Raw genomic sequence first — 16670 nt, forward strand, 5'->3', positions numbered from 1 at the left:
CCCGACTGTTCTTTGTCCATCGAGGTTGAGCGGAAGATTTATTACCCTCACGGTAGAACCTTTTCAGGGCACTCACTGCCATAGGCATTGGTTTTGAAGCCTAATAAAAACACGCGCACCAGTTGGAAAACGGGTGCGTTGACCGGGTCGTCTTCCTGGCTGCAAGCATCAAAGGGAGATATACCTTGATATTTTCGCCCTCCGTGCTGCGATTCTGTGGACCCTTCGCAATGCCGGCCGAAGATCTATTGAGTTCTTTTCAATCGCGAAAGGTGATGGTGCCAGCGCCGGAAGGAGCCGGGCGTCACACCCACTCCCAAATCCAATTGTCGCGGAAGGAGCAGACCGCGCCCCCGGCTTCGGGCAGGATGCCAAATCCGAATCCACCGCGGGCGATCTCCTGATTCCACCAGACCTTCACCTGCAATCCGTTCACGTAGGCGTCGAAGCGGTTTCCGCGGGCGATCAGGATCAATTCATTTTCGGCGCCGCTCCCCACCCGGACGGGGCCGGCCTCGGTCCAGATCCCCGTTCCGGTTGCGGCGCCGCCCCGCCAAAAATCGAACCGCACCCGCCCGGTCGGCGCATTCCCCGACAGCCGGAAGGAATACCACGGATCTGTCTCGACGGTTCCGGCCAACCGGAAGCCGACAAGGCAATCCGGACCGGCGCCACCTTCCCGCGCCTCCCATTTCACGAGGGTATGCAGGGCGAAATCCCCCGATCGCAGGGCGGGATCGACCAGCACGAACCGGATCCGCGAAGGATCCGCGGATTCGACCTCGACCGGGGGCGGATGCAGCCAACGTACGACGCCGTAGCCCATCTCCTCCCGGATTGCGCCCAGGGCCTCGCCGATCCGAGCCAGAACTACGTCGGCGAAGGCGGTTTGGGCGGCGGCGGTCGCCTCGAGGGCGGTCATTCCGGCAGCGGCGGAAGCGGTAAGGGCCGTCTGCGTCGCGGAGCCATCCGACGTCGAAGCCGGCGCGGGCGAGTCGCCCGCCGTGAGGGTGTACATCGCAAGCGGTTGGGGAGTCCAGGGCTGAGCGGCGGTTTTCTCGGCCGCGGACGCATGGCAGGAATGCAGCAGAATCGATCCGATCAGGATAGTCAGAACGGACGACGCGCCCTTGGCCACCGGCCGGAACAAATGCGGATCACTCATAACCCTCCGGAATCCCGTTGTCCTGCGGATCGTGGCGCACGGGCGTTCGCTCCGGGAAACCGTTTTTTAAACCCCGAAATCCCGCCAACACCAAACGGCGATGACGATCCATCGGCCGCGGCCCATTTTCGAGAAACGCTTTCCACGCGCGTTAAGCCGGAACCCTAGATATACACACCCCTTCGGGGATTCCGCTCATTGAATGTGAACGACGACCTTGGCTTCCCGCCAAAATCCCTCCAGGTCGTAGAATTCCCGGCGGGATGGGGAGAGCAGGTGCGCGATCACCGGACCCAGATCCAGCAGGATCCAACCGCTTTCCGAACGGCCTTCCCATCGGACCGCCACCCGATGCTCTTTGTGGGCGGTTTCCACCACCGCCTCCTTCAACGCCCGCAACATCCTGTCCGACGAGGCGGAACACAAGATAAAATAATCTGCAAACGAGCAACGCCCCTGGACGTCCAACAACAGGATCTCCTCCGCTTTCTTTTCTTCGAGCGCCCTCACCAAGCTGCGAGCCAAAGCCAAGCCGTCCAGAATGCACCTCCAAAAAATCGAATTCCGAAGAAGCCTGAAGTAAAAAGAAGTCCTCCCGGCCGGACTCCTCGGGAACAGCCGCGATGGGATCATTTATAATATTCTTTCAAGGGATTATACCCTCGCATCCGGGAACCGCTTCCGTGACGAAAATACCGCGCCGCACTTTCCTGAAAATGACCGCCGCGGGAATCCCCGCCCTGGGCGCGAGGACGAATCCGTCCGCCGGCCCGCCCCTGCCGGTCGGACGCGTAGCCGCCAAGTCGGTGGACGTCCATGCGGAACCGGACCAGGAATCCCCCGTCACTTTCCGCCTCCTAAAAGACACCCTGATCGAGATCCGGAGAACGGTGGAAACCGAGGAGCCCAAGGGCAATCCCCGCTGGCTGCAGGTCGAGGCCGGCTACCTGCACAGCGGCGACATCCAACCGGTGGAATTCCGCCCGCAGATTCCGGTTTGGAGCGTGCCGGAAATCACCCCGGCCGAAGTCAGCGTCCCGATCACCCAATCCTACCGAAAGATCTCCCCGAGCGAGGAGATCCTTTACCGTTTGTACTACCAATCCGTCCATTGGGTGAAAGACGTCGTGGCGGGGGAGCGGAACGAGATCTGGTACGTGCTGCGCGATCACCAGTTGGGGATCGATTATTACGCTCCCGGCAAACACCTGCGGCTGCTGGATCCATGGCGGTACGCCCCCGTGGCCGGCGGCGTTGCCCCCTGGCAGAAACGGATCGAGGTTAACATATCCGCCCAGACCCTGACCGCCTTCGAAGACAACCAGGCGGTGCGCGAAATGAAAGTCTCTTCCGGAATCGGCGGGAAGAATGCTTCCACGCCGAGAGGGGTCTTCCACATCCAGATCAAGATCGCCGGAGTGCACATGGGCAACGGCCAGATCACATCCGACCCGCTGGCGTACGAGCTTCCCGGCGTCCCCTGGGTCTGCCATTTCGAGACCTTAAACGGGGTGGCCTTTCACGGCGCCTACTGGCACAACGATTTCGGCCGGCCGCGCAGCCACGGCTGCATCAACCTCCGGCCCGCCGACGCGCTGTGGCTGTACCGATGGAGCAATCCCCCGGCCGCCGAGGCGCGGATCCGGGGAACCGGCGGCCTCGGCACGCGGGTGGTCATCCGCTAAAGGGCGACCGATGCAAGACGGAATACTCCGCCCCGCCCGGGCGGAGGACGCTGCTAAAAAGATTGATCTCCTTCACCTCCATCCCGGCGGCGGATCCGGCGGCTGAATCTTTCACCACCCGGCCGAGCTCCTCCAGGCTCCCGGACGGAACGCCATCCCGGACCCTGCCCAGCGTCAGGTGGGGCGAGAAAGCGCGGCGTTCGGCCGGGAATCCGATCTTCTCCAAATCCACCTCCAGACGCTTTTGAAGATCGGTAAGCTGCGGATCGGCGCGCACGCCGGCCCAAATCACCCGCAGGCGTCGGGCGTCCGGAAAGCATCCCAATCCTCCGGGAGAGATCAGGAAAGGCCGTGAGAAGGACGCCAAGCCGTCCATGACTTCGCAGATCCCCCCGATCCGAGCCGTCGAAATCTCCCCAAGGAATTTCAACGTGAGGTGAATCCCCCCGGGGTCGGTCCAACGCACGGCGCCGGATGGGATTTTCCTCTCCAAGCCAGCTCGGGCATCGATCAACCAACGGCGCACGTCGGCGGATAGGCCGATTGCGATAAACGCGCGGACGGATGGGTTCATCCTGCCTCCGGGTTCTTTTGCGCGAGTATAGCCTCTTTTCCGGATTCGGCCCCGCGCCGCCCGGACCGGGAATTCACCGCCGCCCCGATCCGGAAAACGCGTTCCGCCAACGAGAAATTGGCTTTTCGGGAAAATCCTTTATAATTCGACATCTTTTGCGGGAGTGCGAAAGCCTATGAACGCCGTCGAAGTTCCTGCCTTTGTTAGAAACGAAAGCGCGCGCCGGTGGATTCTCGAGATGGCGGCGCTGTGCAAGCCGGATTCGATCCACTGGTGCGACGGCTCCGCGGCCGAATACGACCGGTTGTGCGACTCCAGGGTGAAAAGCGGGGCCTTCATCCGGCTCGATCCGGAAAAGCGCCCGAACAGCTATTTGGTGCGGTCCGATCCGGCGGACGTAGCCCGGGTGGAGAACCGGACCTTCATCTGCAGCCGGCGGAAGGAAGACGCCGGCCCGACGAACAATTGGATGGATCCCGCGAAGATGAAAGCCGTGCTGACGCGGCTGTTCGACGGGAGCATGCGCGGCCGGACGATGTACGTCATTCCCTTCAGCATGGGGCCGCTGGGGTCGGATTTCTCGCACATCGGCATCGAGCTGACCGATTCGGAATACGTCGTGGTCAACATGCAGATCATGACCCGCATGGGCCGGGCGGTTTGGGATTACCTGGCCGACGGCCCGTTCGTGCCGTGCCTGCATTCTGTTGGGGCCCCGCTCGCCCCCGGCCAGAAGGACGTTGCCTGGCCGTGCAATTCCGAGAACAAATACATAGTCCATTTCCCGGAAGAGGCTTTAATCATGTCCTATGGAAGCGGCTACGGCGGCAACGCACTGCTGGGCAAGAAATGCTTCGCCTTGCGGATCGCCTCCACGATGGCCCGCGCGGAAGGCTGGCTGGCCGAGCACATGATGATCCTCGGGATGCAGGCGCCCGACGGCCGCAAGGCCTACGTTGCCGGAGCCTTTCCAAGCGCCTGCGGGAAAACCAATCTGGCGATGCTCGTCCCCCCGCCGGGCTTTGAGGGTTGGAAAGTGACCACCGTCGGCGACGACATCGCCTGGATCAAACCGGGTCCCGACGGCCGCCTCTACGCCATCAACCCCGAAACCGGATTCTTCGGCGTTGCGCCAGGCACCTCGATGGGATCCAACCCGAACGCGATGCGGACCGTGACGAAAAACTCCATCTTCACCAACGTCGCCCAAACCCCCGACAACGACGTGTGGTGGGAAGGCTTGACCAAGGAAAAGCCGGCCGAACTGATCGACTGGAAGGGCAGGGCTTGGACTCCATCCTCCCCTGAACCCGCGGCGAACCCCAATGGCCGGTTCACCACCCCGGCTTCGCAGTGCCCGGTGATCGATCCGGATTGGGAAAATCCGTCCGGGGTGCCGATCGCGGCGATCCTCTTCGGCGGACGGCGCAACCGGCTGATGCCCCTGGTCTACCAAACGCGCGATTGGGTGAGCGGTATGTATTTGGCCGCTACGCTCGTCTCGGAAACCACCGCCGCCGCCGCGGGCGCCGTCGGGAAGATGCGGCGCGACCCGTTCGCGATGCTCCCCTTCTGCGGCTACCACATCGGCGATTACATTTCCTATTGGCTTTCGTTCCAATCCAAGGGCTTGCGCCTTCCGCCGGTCTTCGGCGTCAATTGGTTCCGCAAGAACGGGTCCGGAAAATATTTATGGCCCGGCTACGGAGAGAACATGCGCGCGCTCGAGTGGATCATCGGCCGGGCGAACGGCGAACGTGGAGCCGTCGAGCACGCCCTGGGATTCGCCCCGCGCTACGGGGACATAAAATGGGACGGCCTCCCGGATTTCTCCCGGCAGGAATTCGAAACCCTTACGTCCGTCGACCGGGAAGGGTGGCACAACGAACTGCAGTCTCACGACGAATTCTTCGCCTCCATGGGCGAGAAAATGCCGGCCGCCCTGATGGAGGAATGGAAACGGCTGGAAGCCGAGTTGGAAGGATAGCGCATCCACCGAAGAGAAGGGAAAGGTAATGGAAGTCCACACGGCCGGTCCGAATTCGGACCGGCCGTTTTCGCAACGGCGGGGAAAGGATCCCTAGTCGGAGCGCGTTGCCGCCCGACCCGCGCGGGTGCAAAGATCCGGGCGGGTTGAGCGGCAACGCGCTTACCGCGCCAGCCATGCGGCCGCAACCGCGAGAATCAGAAAAGCCGCCATTGCTATGCCGGCCGCCGCGATGATGCGCCGTTCCCTTTGTTTGGCGCGTTGCGCCGCCTCGGCCGCCCGACGCAGCCGGCGGCGGTCGGCCTCCTGAAACAGCTCCAGACGCGCGCGGGATTCCCCTTCCTCCCGGATCCGGAGGTCGGCCGACCGCCGGGCCAATTCCTCCCGCTGGATCCGGAAAGACTGGTCCACCGTCCGGAAGGCGTGCCCGAGCGGATCCAACTCGCGGCCGCAAGCACCGCAACGTTCGACGCCGCTCCAATTCTCACGGCCGCAGGCCGGGCAGACAATCCCCAATTCGGCCCCGCATTCGGCGCACGCCACGGATCCGGCCGGATTTTCCATGCCGCAACGGGGACAGAGGGTGAACGGTTGCGCGGCGGAGAAACCACAGGCTGTACAACGCAGGCCTCCCCGGGGATCCACCGCCAACGCCGCCCCACAAGACGGACACTTGGTAGAAGGCATCTCGGCCGCAGAATCCATTTCCAGCCGCGATTCTACCTTTTTTCCGGATTTCAAGCCCCGAGAACGCCTCGGCCGTTCCTCCCTTGACGCGTCCATCCCGGAAGCGGATAATTCCATTCAGCCCCACCCGGATAAGGAAACACCTTTTGCGCAATCAGGCCGATTCTGCCAATTCATCCGACTCTCGACCCCGAGTTCGATTCCGCTTCACGGCCCCCGCCGCTGACCTCCTTCTGGCGGCGGAATACTTCCTGCTGTTCCTGCTGTTCACAGCCTGCTCCACCCCTTACCGGATCAACCCGGGATCCGTGTCGGTGGGTTTATCGGAAATCGTAGCCTGGCTCTACATCCTCTGGCGGTGTGCGACCGGGAGCTACGGCGGAAAGGAGGAGGAGAGAAACGGCCGATGGCTGATGCGCGGGATCGGCCTCCTCGCGGTGTGGGCGGCCCTGCTTTGGGCGATCTCGCCGAATTGGATCACGCGGCGGGGGATGTTCACGGATTGGCTGCTGGCCGGCGCGGTGCTGCTTTGCCTGTTGCACTCGCCGATCAAGGATTGGAAGCGGATCGCGCTGCTCATGGTGCTCGCGGCGCTGCCGAATGCTTTTCTGGGCGCATTACAGTATGGCATGGGGATCGGGCTGGCGCCAAAAGATCTTTCGGGCTGGAGCAAGGGAGCCGCCTCCTTCCCGATCTACGGCCTTTTCCGCCACTCGAACGACCTGGCGGTTTACCTCTATTGGCCGGTTCTGCTGTGCATCGGATTAGCCGCGTCCGGCCGGAACTGGATCCGGGCCTCTTACGCCGTCCTGGCATTTTTCTTCGGCCTCATCTTGTGGTGGACCGTCTCCCGCAGCACCCTGTTCACGCTGGCCCTGGCCGGAGCCGGATTGGCCTTGATATTCCTGCTCCGGCGTAAGAAAGCCTTCGCCTGGGCGATGGCGGGTGGCGCGGCGTGCGCAGCCGCCGGGCTGGCGGGATTGTTCCTTGCCCTGCCGCTGGACCGGATCAACCGAATGATCAGCGGGCGGCTTGGGTTGTGGGACCGGACAATCAACCTCATCGTTGGGGACCCGCTGCTCCTGCCGATGGGGTATCTTGCCGAGCCTCCCCCCACTCTGCGGGTTTTCTGGATCCCCCACAACATCTATCTTCTGTCTTGGATCGAATACGGGTGGCCGGGCGTCGTCCTGCTTGCGGGATTGGCGGGATTCTTCCTATGGGGCGGATGGAAACGCTACGAGCGCCTGCGGAGCCATCCCGGCGCCGCCGCCTTGTGGGCGGGATTTGCGGGATTGTTCCTGCTGAACGGGATGGTCAGCCTGTATTTCCACGAGACGTATGTGATCCTGAATTTCATTGCGGCAGCCGCCGTCTGGATTGCACAAATGCGGGAGATCGATCTTTCCACGGAAACCCCCAGCCGCTCCGCATGGCCCCCGGCCGGGGAGTAAAGATCCGGCAATTCCACACCGCCGTCTTTGGAATCCGCCGGGGGTATAATGGACCGGCGAGCCGAGATCATCCGCTTGTCCGCCGGCGGCGGACGGTTTCGGACTGCGCGGCACTTCTCTTCCGGGACCTGGCCTTGGACAGCCGAAATCCACACCGATCGGAACTTCCCTCCTTAAGCCGCATCCCGGCGCCCTTGCCCCCCTCCGCGCCGGACGGATTGTTTTTTCTCCGAAGCAGGCGATGACGATACCGCGCGGAAACATCCTCGGCGTGCACGTCAGCGCTGTGAATATGGCGCAGGCGCTGGAGACAATCGACGGATGGTTGGAAAAGCAGGAACGTCACTATGTCTGCATCACCAATGCCCATGGCATCTTGGAATGCCGCGATCATCCCGAATGGCGGACGATATTCAACCGCAGCGGCATGACAACCCCGGACGGGATGTCTCTCGTATGGCTCTTGAAACTCCGCGGGCACCGCTCGGTAAGCCGCGTGTACGGTCCCGATCTGATGAGATTGGTCTGCGAACATTCCGTACCTGCCTGTCGAAGGCATTTTTTCTACGGCTCCACACCCGAGACTCTGGCGGATCTATCCCGCGGATTACAGAAAAAATATCCGGGGCTACAGGTGGCGGGAATGCATTCTCCACCCTTTCGGCCGCTTACGCCGGCGGAGGGCGATGAAGTCGTACGGATGATTAACAAAGCCAAGCCGGACATCCTGTGGGTGGGCATCAGCACACCAAAACAGGAACAATGGATGGCCGAGCATTATGGCAAGCTGAACGCGACGGTGCTGATCGGGGTCGGCGCCGCCTTCGATTTCCTATCCGGCCGGAAGCGGCAAGCCCCGCGCTGGATGCAACGATCCGGCCTGGAGTGGCTGTTCCGGCTGGCGACAGAACCCGGCCGCCTGTGGCGGCGGTACGCCCGATACCCCCTGTTCTGCCTGCTGGCGGCCGCCCACTTGCTGGGATTAACGCGATACGATTGATCCAGGAGCCCTCCGCCCCCATGTTCCGCCGCTTTTCCACCGATTTCGCACTGTTTTCCATCCTCCTGGACGGCTTCCTGATCCTCCTGAGCTTATTCGCGGCCTCGGTGCTTCGCCCGATGCTGAACACGCTTCCGTTGATTAAGGAAGTGTTCGGATATCAATCGTTCCCCGACTTCCTCTATCTGGTATTTCCGGCCGTCTGGGTCCTCTCTTACCTTGTCTTTTCCGTCTATAATCCGGGGCGCAACCTCCGCTCAGAAGAGGAATTCGTCAGGCTGATCCTGGGATCCCTGCAGGCGGGAATTGCGCTGGCCGGAGTGCTGTTCTTCACCTATCGGGATTTCTCCCGCGCGCTGTTCCTCAGCTTTTTCGGGTTGGGTTGCGTTTCCACGATCGGCTGGCGGGTGCTTTATATCGGGCTCCGGCTAAGCGGATACAGCCTTGCGCCCAATCAGAACGTGCTCATCATCGGGGCAGGCCTCGTCGGCAAGGATCTCCAGCAGAAAATAGCCGAGCGCCAGGATCTCCGGCTGCGGCTGGCGGGCTTCCTCGACGACGATCCACAGAAGCGCGCCGGCAATCCGCTGATCCTTGACGTGCTGGACAACGCCCGGCGGGTGGTCCAGGAGTACAAGGTGGACCATGTCATCATGGCCTTGCCGCGCCGCGCCCACGAACGCCTCAGCCGCTTGGTGTCGGACCTGCACGACCTGCCGGTCAAGGTGTATGTAATCCCGGATTATTTCGCCTTGACCATGCACCATGCGGCCGTGGAGGAATTCGCCGGGATTCCGGTCCTCGACCTGCGCGCCCCGGCGCTCAGCGACTACCAGCGTTTGGTCAAGCGGGCCTTCGACGTGACCGCGACACTTCTGCTCCTTCCCGTTTCGCTGCCGATGATGGGATTGATCGGCCTGGCGGTGAGGCTGGAGAGCCGCGGTCCGGTCCTGTTGCATCAGACCCGGGTGGGAGAAAACGGGCGGCTTTTTAAAATGCACAAGTTCCGGACGATGGTGGAAAACGCCGAAGCGCTCCGCCATCTGGTGGAGCGGAGGGACAATCAAGGCCGCCTGATTCATAAAGCGGCCGACGATCCCCGGACCACCCGGCTGGGCGGCCTCCTGCGCAGGCTCAGTCTGGATGAGCTGCCACAATTCTTCAACATCCTCAGGGGTGAGATGAGCCTGGTCGGGCCACGGCCGGAGATGCCCTACCTGGTCGATCAGTACGAACCCTGGCAACGCAAGCGCTTCGCCGTGCCGCCCGGATTGACCGGATGGTGGCAGGTGCACGGGAGGAGCGACAAGCCGATGCACCTGCACACGGAAGAAGACCTTTATTACATCCAAAATTATTCCCCCTGGCTGGACATACTCATCATACTGAAGACGGTCGGCGCGGTCTTCTCGCGCCGTGGGGCATATTAGGCCATGGCGCTTGCACCCCGTCTCCGATGTTTCGGCCGATTGCCGCCTTCCCCGCCCCGCGCAATTCGATCCACTGCATCCCGCGCTCCATCCGAAGCTTTTTTTTCTCCGGCCTCCCAGATCGGGCCGGTGGGCATCTCCGACCAAGCCTGTGCGCGTCGATGAGAGTCCTCTTCCTTCACGGAGTGGGCGATCTGTACGGGGCAAGCCGCTGCCTGGTGCGGTTGGCTTCGGCTCTGCGCGAAGACGGACATGAAGTGGAAGTCTGGCTTCCGGATGCGGGTCCGATCGTCACCAAGCTCGAATCCGCCGGTGTGGCCTGCGAATTGGCGCCGGAATTGCGCGGCATCACGCGGAACACGTATCATCGCCGGCGCTCGTTAATCCATTTTCTCAGCGAGAGTCCCGGCCGAATCCTCTCCCTGAGCCGGAAAATCCGTGCCGCCCGGCCGGATGTCGTGCATACGAACATGGCTACGCTCGTCACCGCAGGTCTCGCCGCGCGGTTGTCCGGCAGACCCCACCTTTGGCACGTGCGGGAGTGGTTCGGCGAATTCTCACGGGAGTGGGTAATATTCCAATGGCTTCTGCGGGTCTGCTCCGACCGAATTGTGTGCATTTCCAAAACCGTTGCGGATCAGTTCCATCCCGTTATCCGGAAAAAGACAAGGATAATTTATGACGGATTGTCCGACAGCGAGATCCAAGCGGTAAGCCAAGCACGAGTCCAAGCCTTCAAGTCCAAATTCGGATTGGAAAGACATCCGGCGGTAGGAGTTGTCGGCCGGATTAAATGGAAACGCAAAGGTCAGGAGGTCTTTCTTCGGGCGGCCTCCTTGCTTCGGAACGAGTTCCCCCAAACGCGGTTTCTCTGCATCGGCAGCCCTTTTCCCGGGAACGAAGATCACCTGGAATCATTGCAGCGGCTTGCCGCGGAGTTGGGGATGAACCACATGTGGATTGTAACCGGAGACGTGGACGAAAATTTGGCAGCGATCGCCGCTTTGGATATTCTTGTTCATCCTCCCTGCCAGCCTGAGCCATTCGGGATGGTTGTGACCGAAGCCATGGCGCTTGGGAAACCGGTCATCGGATCGGATCTCGGCGGGATCAAGGAACAGGTGGAAAACAATCGTACGGGTCTTCTGATTCCGCCGAATGATCCACCCGCCCTGGCGGAAGCCATAAAGATTCTGCTCAACAACGAGACTCTGCGATTAACGATGGGCGCCCGGGGCAGGGCACGCTGCCGGGAGTGCTTTTCCTGGGAATCATTCTACCGATCCATGCTTGAGGAATACTACGTCTTGGCACCTCCTCCAACGATCTAGGCCATCACGACGCAGAATTAAATCGAACCTGAACGGATAAACCGTCAAATGCCGGGTGCGTTGACATCGTCCTTCCGGGATCCGTTGTTTTACCCTGGTATAATCCATGCATTCATAGCGAACCTGGTTGTGAATAATTCCCGGGAGGCAAGCATGGAAAAGCGCGTTCTTGTCGCCGCTGAAGACACCCTGGATCTACGCGTGTATGTCGGGCGGATCATTCATCGCTGGCCCTTCCTGCTTTTCCTTTCGCTGGCTACGGCCATTATCACTTTCGTCGGCAGTTACCTGCTCCCTCCCGTGTACGAGGCGACTGCCGTTTTGACCATTCCAGGGTATGCGACCAATGAAGTGTATTCAGCCAATCTGCTCATGAGCGAATCGATTCACAAGGCGGTCTTGACCAAACCTGACATCGGCGCCGACATTCTGGATCGGATCACGATCACGGCCGACAAGGACGACAAGGTCACCTATTCCATCACTGTTAAAGCTAACAACCCCTCCCAGGCAGTCCTAGAAGCCAACACGTGGGCGGAAGAGGGGATAAAGTGGATTAAGCAAAAACTTCAGAATTCCGAGCGCGCGTGGATGAATAGAACAAAAGCGGAACTGGAAGCCACAGAGCTCGAATTGCTGCAATTCCTGGAAGTCAACGGATTATCGGAATACTCCTTGATCGACATCCGATTCTTCGAAGGGACCTATTCGCCGAACGAATATGTCCCGGTTGTGTTCCCGGAACCTTTGGATCTTAACGCCTCAGACCGGGCCGAATTGAGAATCCTCATGCGGGCACAGAGCAACGCCGCTGAGATGTATGCCGAAGCCCTGGATCGATATTCCCGTCATCAAATGCAACTCCAGGTAAACGGACCGATGATTATCAATCATGCACAGATTCCCGATGAAGCCGCCAGCCCGCAATTCCTCTCGGTAATGAAAAACGCGGCTCTGGCGTTGGTCCTGACTTCAGCAATAGGAATCTTCATCATCCTTCTTTGGGGTTGGTGGAAAGAACCATCTATTCGGACACCCTAATAACTCGCCATCTCGGCATTCCGCAATCCATAACTGGTATTTCCTTCGGATCGGATTAGAAGTATTGGAAATTGGGATTAGAAAAAAAATGCTCCTTCCTTCGTTACCGGCAGGATATTCAATCGATCTGCCGGCTCCAGACAATGCGGTTTTACTTGAATCGGAGAAAATGGATTGAGCGGCGAGAATCCCAATCATATCTTCCCCGATGGCGAGTCGCCATCCTCCTCCGATCCTTCGGTTGAAAAAACGATCTTCACTTTGGCCGGCGGAGCCAGCCTGTCGCTGGCGGGAAAATTCGCCGGACGGCTGTTGGGCTTCCTGGGGGATATCGCCGCGGCCCGGATTCTCGGGCCGGTGCTCTTCGGCCTCTACGCCATCGGCTGGACAATCCTTCGCCTCCTCAGTCTACTCAGCCCGATGGGGTTGGACAAAGGCGTCATATTCTTCGCGGCCCCCCATTCGGGAAAAGAAGGCCGTGCGGTCCGACGGATCATAGACCGATCAGCTATTCTGGCGCTGGTTTCCGGATCGGCATTCGGCCTGTTCCTTTTTCTGGCGGCTCCTTGGCTTTCCGTCGCCATCTTTCAAAAACCCGATTTGGCGTACATCATCCGCTGGTTTGCGTTGTCCTTTCCACTCTCCTCCACGCTTGCGGTGATTCTTGCCGCGACGAAGATTACCTTAAACATGAAATATGCCGTTTGGATTCAGGATATCTTCCAACCGGCCGCGGGGCTCTTTTTCCTCCTGCTCTTCTACTGTCTTGGATTCCGTCTCGCCGGCGTGTTGGCCGCCGATGTTATCTCCTTCGCCGCCGCGTTGGGATTGGGGATACTCATTCTCCGCAAGTTGTTTCCCCGACTTCATGATGCCGCCTCGGCTTCCCCTCCGGCAAACCAAGCCCTGCTGGCTTTCTCCGTCCCGGCTGCCTTGGCGGGTATGTTCACACCCTTTCTGATGTGGGTCGACCGCCTGTTCGTCGGCGCCTTCCGCCCGGCATCGGAGATGGGCGTGTATCAGGCGGCTTCCCAAACGTCGGTCGTGTTCGGGATCATTCTCGTCGCCCTGTCGGCGATCATCACCCCGATGATCACCCCGCTCCATCAAAAGCGGCAAATCCGCCTTATGGAAGAGCTCTTCCGGGTCAGTACCAAATGGGGATTGTATGCCAGTCTTCCGATTTTCATTTGGGTGAGCTTTTTTTCCCGGCAGATCCTCTCTGCCATATTCGGCACCTCCTTCGGATCGGGCTGGCCGATTTTGATCATCCTCACCGTTGGACAGCTGGTGAATGTCGGAACCGGAGCCGTAGGACCGATCCTGATCATGACCGGACACCAAAAACGATGGTCGCTTCTCTCCGGAGCCGCACTGCTGGCCAACATCTTTTTGAATTGGTGTCTGGTTCCGAAATGGGGAGTGATGGGAGCGGCTCTCGGTACGGCATGCTCCTTGAGCACGTTGTTCCTCATCGGCGTGTTGCAAATCCGGAAGGTCCTCGGGATCTGGCCCTATGACCGACGATACCTGAAAGGGTTACTTGCCGCCGCGTTCTCAGGCATTGCATTCTGGATCCTGGATTCGGCGTTCTCCCCCGACGGGATCCTTTCCTTGGGCATCGTACTCCTGTCCGGGACGGCAGTGTTTCTCATCGCACTGCTTGCATCGGGATTGGACCGCGAGGATACCGTCTTGCTTACGACGGTCTTATCCCGATCGCCCTTCCGACGGGGAAAGGAACCGCAACGGACAGATGGCTAAGAGACTCCGTGTGCTCTATATCATGGGATGGGGACGAAGCGGCAGCACCATCCTGGCGAACATCCTCGGCCAGATCGAGGGATTCCTCTCCGTGGGCGAGATCCGCTCGATTTGGGATTACGGATATTCCGGGAACAATCCTTGCGGGTGCGGACGCCCTTTTCATGCATGCGGTTTTTGGAATCGCGTCCTCGAGGAATTCTACCGGGAGGCCGGGCCGATCCGCGCCGAACGCTGGAACCGGATTTGCCGCGCCGAAACGCGCACCCTGAGCGGGCTGAAGCATTTCCTTCCCGCGTTCCTCGTCCGGCATTCCTCCGCGGCACGGGAGTACCTCTCGGTCACCCGCGGGTTGTATTCGGCGCTGCAAAAAGCGGGCGGCTGCCGGGTTATAGTCGATTCATCCAAATTTCCATTTTACGGGAATCTGCTCGGCTGGATTCCGGATATAAAGGTATTTCTGCTGCACCTGATCCGCGACCCGCGGGCGGCGGCTTTCTCCTGGTCCCATCCCAAGCCGCAGCCGGGAAGCCCGATGCGCCGGATCGGCGCTTTGGAAAGCGCGATTCTATGGGATATTTGGAATCTCTCCGCCGAAGGATTCTGCCGCCGCGCCCCGGAACGCCATCTGCGCGTCCGTTACGAGGATTTTCTCACCGATCCGCAAGGAACGATCGGAAAAATCGTACGCCTGGTCGGGGAATCTCCCGGATCCCTTCCGTTTGTCGCGGATCGTTCCGTTCTGCTCAAAGAGAATCACACCCTGATGGGAAATCCAACCCGGTTTCAAACCGGCAGGATCGAATTGAGCGAAGACCTGCGCTGGAAAACCGGATTGTCGCGGCGGGACCGCCGGATCACCGAATGTATCACCGGAGTACTTTCCCGGCGGTATGGATATCTCGATCGGCCGGCCGCTCCCTCCCTCGAAGCAAATGGAGTGGAAAAAACCCGGGGCGGCTGAATGGAATCCTTCCCGCCGCCTCGGAGGGGCTGCCGACGGAGTGTTCATACGGATGGTCGGATGGAAAACGGTCATTGGATATAATGAAGTCCGGCGTCCGAATCCGCGCCGAATTCCGCGCGCCGGGGATTCCTGCCGATTCGTGAAGAAGAGGTCGGGAATTTGTCCACACCATGAAACGCACTGATCGCATCGAATGGTCTCTCCTGGCCGGATGCATAAGCGTCGCCATTGGGTTGTCGGCAGCCCTTATCCCTGAATACATCCCTCTCTGCCTGCTCCTCCTCTGCCTGGCGGCGATCCTGTCGGCATTGCTGCTCCACCCCGCTTGGCTGCTCTTTTCCATTGCGATCGTCGCACCCACCGTCTTCATTTTCCGGCAATTGGAATCCATCAACCTGCTCGGGACAACCGTCAGCGGATCCGGGATACTTTGGGCCTTTATTGCTTGCGCTTGCGTTTGGTTCCTGGGAAGTCATTTGAGCGAAGTGCGGCTTCCCAGGGTTTTTCTTCCTTTTCTGGCTTTTACCTCATGGACACTCGTCCGCTGGCTGACCTCCCCCCTGCGACTTACGGGATTGAAAGACGTCCTGTTCTACGGACTGCCGCCCCTTTTTGCCTGTTTCACGTATTGGATTATCAACAGGTACGGCGCCGCCTTGATGCGCAAGGTGGAAAGTCTGTTCATCCTCTCCCTGATCATCCCCGCATCCGTCATTCTGTTTGCGATTCCGATGGGATGGCTGATCTTCACCTACCGTGGCCCGATCGGCGTCGTGGAAGGCATGTCGGGGATCGTTGAACCGAGAGGCACCGCGCTGTATCTGCTGATCGTGCTTACGTTGGCACTGTCCCGCCGCCAATATGCGGCCGACATCGCGGAAAAGCGACGGATGGGCATCGTTGCACTCATGGCGCTGGCGATCCTTTTCTTCACCCTCTCGAGGATGGCGGGATTCACCGCCCTGGTTTTGCTCGCCCTGGCATTTGTCAAACCGCACCGGGCGGGCCGAGCTCTGCTCGGCGTGGCAGCCGCCGCGTTGCTCGGAGCGGCAATTGTTCTTAGCGTTCCATTTCTCCAGGACCGGTTTTTCAGCAACCCCAGCGCCGACATATGGTCCACCCTGTCATCCCTCCGGCTCGCCGGCCGGGATCTATCCTGGCGGGTCACATTCGAGAACGCCCTCCGAAGCCCGCTGGTCGGCTGGGGTCCGGGAAGTGCCAGATTGACCGTCGCCACGTTCCATAAAGCCGCCGATGTGACGGAATTTCAGCCGCACAACGAGTATCTTCAGGTTTTTCACGATACGGGGATAATCGGTTTGGGGTTGCTGCTGGCGGGGTACGTTCCGTTGCTGTTCCGTTTCCATAAGGAATGGAAGAAAAATCATCTTCTGAAAAACGAACCGCGGGCGATGCGCAATATGGCGGCCTTCTTCTCGCTGATCGCCATCCTGCTTCCTTCGGTCACCTCCAACCCGATGCATTTTGCTTTTATTACAGAGCCTGTTGCACGAGTAAAGCAAATTTCGGGAATTGCCGTAAAACCAGCGAGTCCTTTTCGCAGATTTAGTGTTTTACATAGCAG

15 protein-coding genes are annotated in these 16670 nt (G+C 60.0%); 10 read left to right on the forward strand and 5 right to left on the reverse strand.

Features of this window, described 5'->3' with window-relative positions:
* Positions 1–304: 304 nt before the first annotated feature.
* Both JW929_10660 and rsfS read right to left on the reverse strand, forming a co-directional pair.
* Positions 305–1165: a hypothetical protein gene (locus JW929_10660; GenBank protein ID MBN1439859.1), complete on the reverse strand. Its 861-nt coding sequence runs from the start codon at positions 1163–1165 to the stop codon at positions 305–307.
* 195 nt (positions 1166–1360) lie between these two features.
* Entirely contained in the window at positions 1361–1696 is a 336-nt protein-coding gene (rsfS, locus tag JW929_10665; protein ID MBN1439860.1) for a ribosome silencing factor, read from the reverse strand.
* Between the two features lie 152 nt (positions 1697–1848).
* On the opposite strand from rsfS, the gene JW929_10670 reads away from it, so the two are divergent.
* A complete protein-coding gene (locus JW929_10670; protein ID MBN1439861.1) occupies positions 1849–2850 on the forward strand; it encodes a L,D-transpeptidase in 1002 nt (333 codons plus the stop codon).
* On the opposite strand, the gene thpR is transcribed toward JW929_10670, so the two are convergent.
* Positions 2840–3424, reverse strand: coding sequence for an RNA 2',3'-cyclic phosphodiesterase (gene thpR / locus JW929_10675; protein ID MBN1439862.1), 585 nt, complete (start codon positions 3422–3424; stop codon positions 2840–2842). The genes JW929_10670 and thpR overlap by 11 nt on opposite strands.
* Before the next feature lie 175 nt (positions 3425–3599).
* Here thpR and JW929_10680 point away from each other — a divergent pair, with 175 nt between their 5' ends.
* Positions 3600–5411, forward strand: a complete 1812-nt coding sequence (locus JW929_10680; protein ID MBN1439863.1) for a phosphoenolpyruvate carboxykinase (GTP) — start codon at positions 3600–3602, stop codon at positions 5409–5411.
* Positions 5412–5573: 162 nt separating this feature from the next.
* On the opposite strand, the gene JW929_10685 is transcribed toward JW929_10680, so the two are convergent.
* Positions 5574–5954 (reverse strand): hypothetical protein, encoded by a 381-nt coding sequence (locus tag JW929_10685; GenBank protein MBN1439864.1) that lies wholly within the window; start codon positions 5952–5954, stop codon positions 5574–5576.
* 290 nt (positions 5955–6244) lie between these two features.
* Here JW929_10685 and JW929_10690 point away from each other — a divergent pair, with 290 nt between their 5' ends.
* The 7 genes from JW929_10690 to JW929_10720 all read left to right on the forward strand — a co-directional run bounded on the left by JW929_10690 (position 6245) and on the right by JW929_10720 (position 15082).
* Positions 6245–7552: a hypothetical protein gene (locus tag JW929_10690; GenBank protein ID MBN1439865.1), complete on the forward strand. Its 1308-nt coding sequence runs from the start codon at positions 6245–6247 to the stop codon at positions 7550–7552.
* A 241-nt stretch (positions 7553–7793) separates the two neighbouring features.
* A complete protein-coding gene (locus JW929_10695; protein ID MBN1439866.1) occupies positions 7794–8552 on the forward strand; it encodes a WecB/TagA/CpsF family glycosyltransferase in 759 nt (252 codons plus the stop codon).
* 20 nt (positions 8553–8572) lie between these two features.
* The gene (locus JW929_10700; GenBank protein ID MBN1439867.1) at positions 8573–9982 is read left to right on the forward strand and encodes a sugar transferase; all 1410 of its coding nucleotides are present in this window, start codon (positions 8573–8575) and stop codon (positions 9980–9982) included.
* A 161-nt stretch (positions 9983–10143) separates the two neighbouring features.
* Positions 10144–11313 carry a glycosyltransferase family 4 protein gene (locus JW929_10705; protein ID MBN1439868.1) on the forward strand — a complete coding sequence of 390 codons (1170 nt, stop codon included), beginning with the start codon at positions 10144–10146 and terminating at the stop codon, positions 11311–11313.
* A 153-nt stretch (positions 11314–11466) separates the two neighbouring features.
* Positions 11467–12354 carry a hypothetical protein gene (locus JW929_10710; protein ID MBN1439869.1) on the forward strand — a complete coding sequence of 296 codons (888 nt, stop codon included), beginning with the start codon at positions 11467–11469 and terminating at the stop codon, positions 12352–12354.
* Between the two features lie 174 nt (positions 12355–12528).
* Complete coding sequence (locus JW929_10715) at positions 12529–14118, forward strand: flippase (protein MBN1439870.1); 1590 nt, start codon at positions 12529–12531, stop codon at positions 14116–14118.
* Positions 14111–15082, forward strand: coding sequence for a sulfotransferase (locus JW929_10720; protein MBN1439871.1), 972 nt, complete (start codon positions 14111–14113; stop codon positions 15080–15082). The genes JW929_10715 and JW929_10720 overlap by 8 nt, the downstream gene beginning before the upstream one ends.
* 71 nt (positions 15083–15153) lie before the next feature.
* Here JW929_10720 and JW929_10725 read toward each other — a convergent pair whose 3' ends face one another.
* Positions 15154–15465, reverse strand: coding sequence for a hypothetical protein (locus tag JW929_10725; protein ID MBN1439872.1), 312 nt, complete (start codon positions 15463–15465; stop codon positions 15154–15156).
* A 279-nt stretch (positions 15466–15744) separates the two neighbouring features.
* On the opposite strand from JW929_10725, the gene JW929_10730 reads away from it, so the two are divergent.
* Positions 15745–16670: O-antigen ligase family protein (locus tag JW929_10730; GenBank protein ID MBN1439873.1), on the forward strand; the 926-nt coding region annotated here is incomplete at its 3' end.

The organism is Anaerolineales bacterium, assembly GCA_016928575.1.
Lineage (GTDB): Bacteria > Chloroflexota > Anaerolineae > Anaerolineales > RBG-16-64-43 > JAFGKK01.

Bases quoted from the DNA above. Each gene is read 5' to 3' on its own strand.
- JW929_10680 (MBN1439863.1), top strand. From the start codon at position 3,600: ATGAACGCCGTCGAAGTTCCTGCCTTTGTTAGAAACGAAAGCGCGCGC.
- thpR (MBN1439862.1), bottom strand. From the start codon at position 3,424: ATGAACCCATCCGTCCGCGCGTTTATCGCAATCGGCCTATCCGCCGAC.
- JW929_10720 (MBN1439871.1), top strand. From the start codon at position 14,111: ATGGCTAAGAGACTCCGTGTGCTCTATATCATGGGATGGGGACGAAGC.
- JW929_10705 (MBN1439868.1), top strand. From the start codon at position 10,144: ATGAGAGTCCTCTTCCTTCACGGAGTGGGCGATCTGTACGGGGCAAGC.
- JW929_10710 (MBN1439869.1), top strand. From the start codon at position 11,467: ATGGAAAAGCGCGTTCTTGTCGCCGCTGAAGACACCCTGGATCTACGC.
- JW929_10695 (MBN1439866.1), top strand. From the start codon at position 7,794: ATGACGATACCGCGCGGAAACATCCTCGGCGTGCACGTCAGCGCTGTG.
- JW929_10700 (MBN1439867.1), top strand. From the start codon at position 8,573: ATGTTCCGCCGCTTTTCCACCGATTTCGCACTGTTTTCCATCCTCCTG.
- JW929_10660 (MBN1439859.1), bottom strand. From the start codon at position 1,165: ATGAGTGATCCGCATTTGTTCCGGCCGGTGGCCAAGGGCGCGTCGTCC.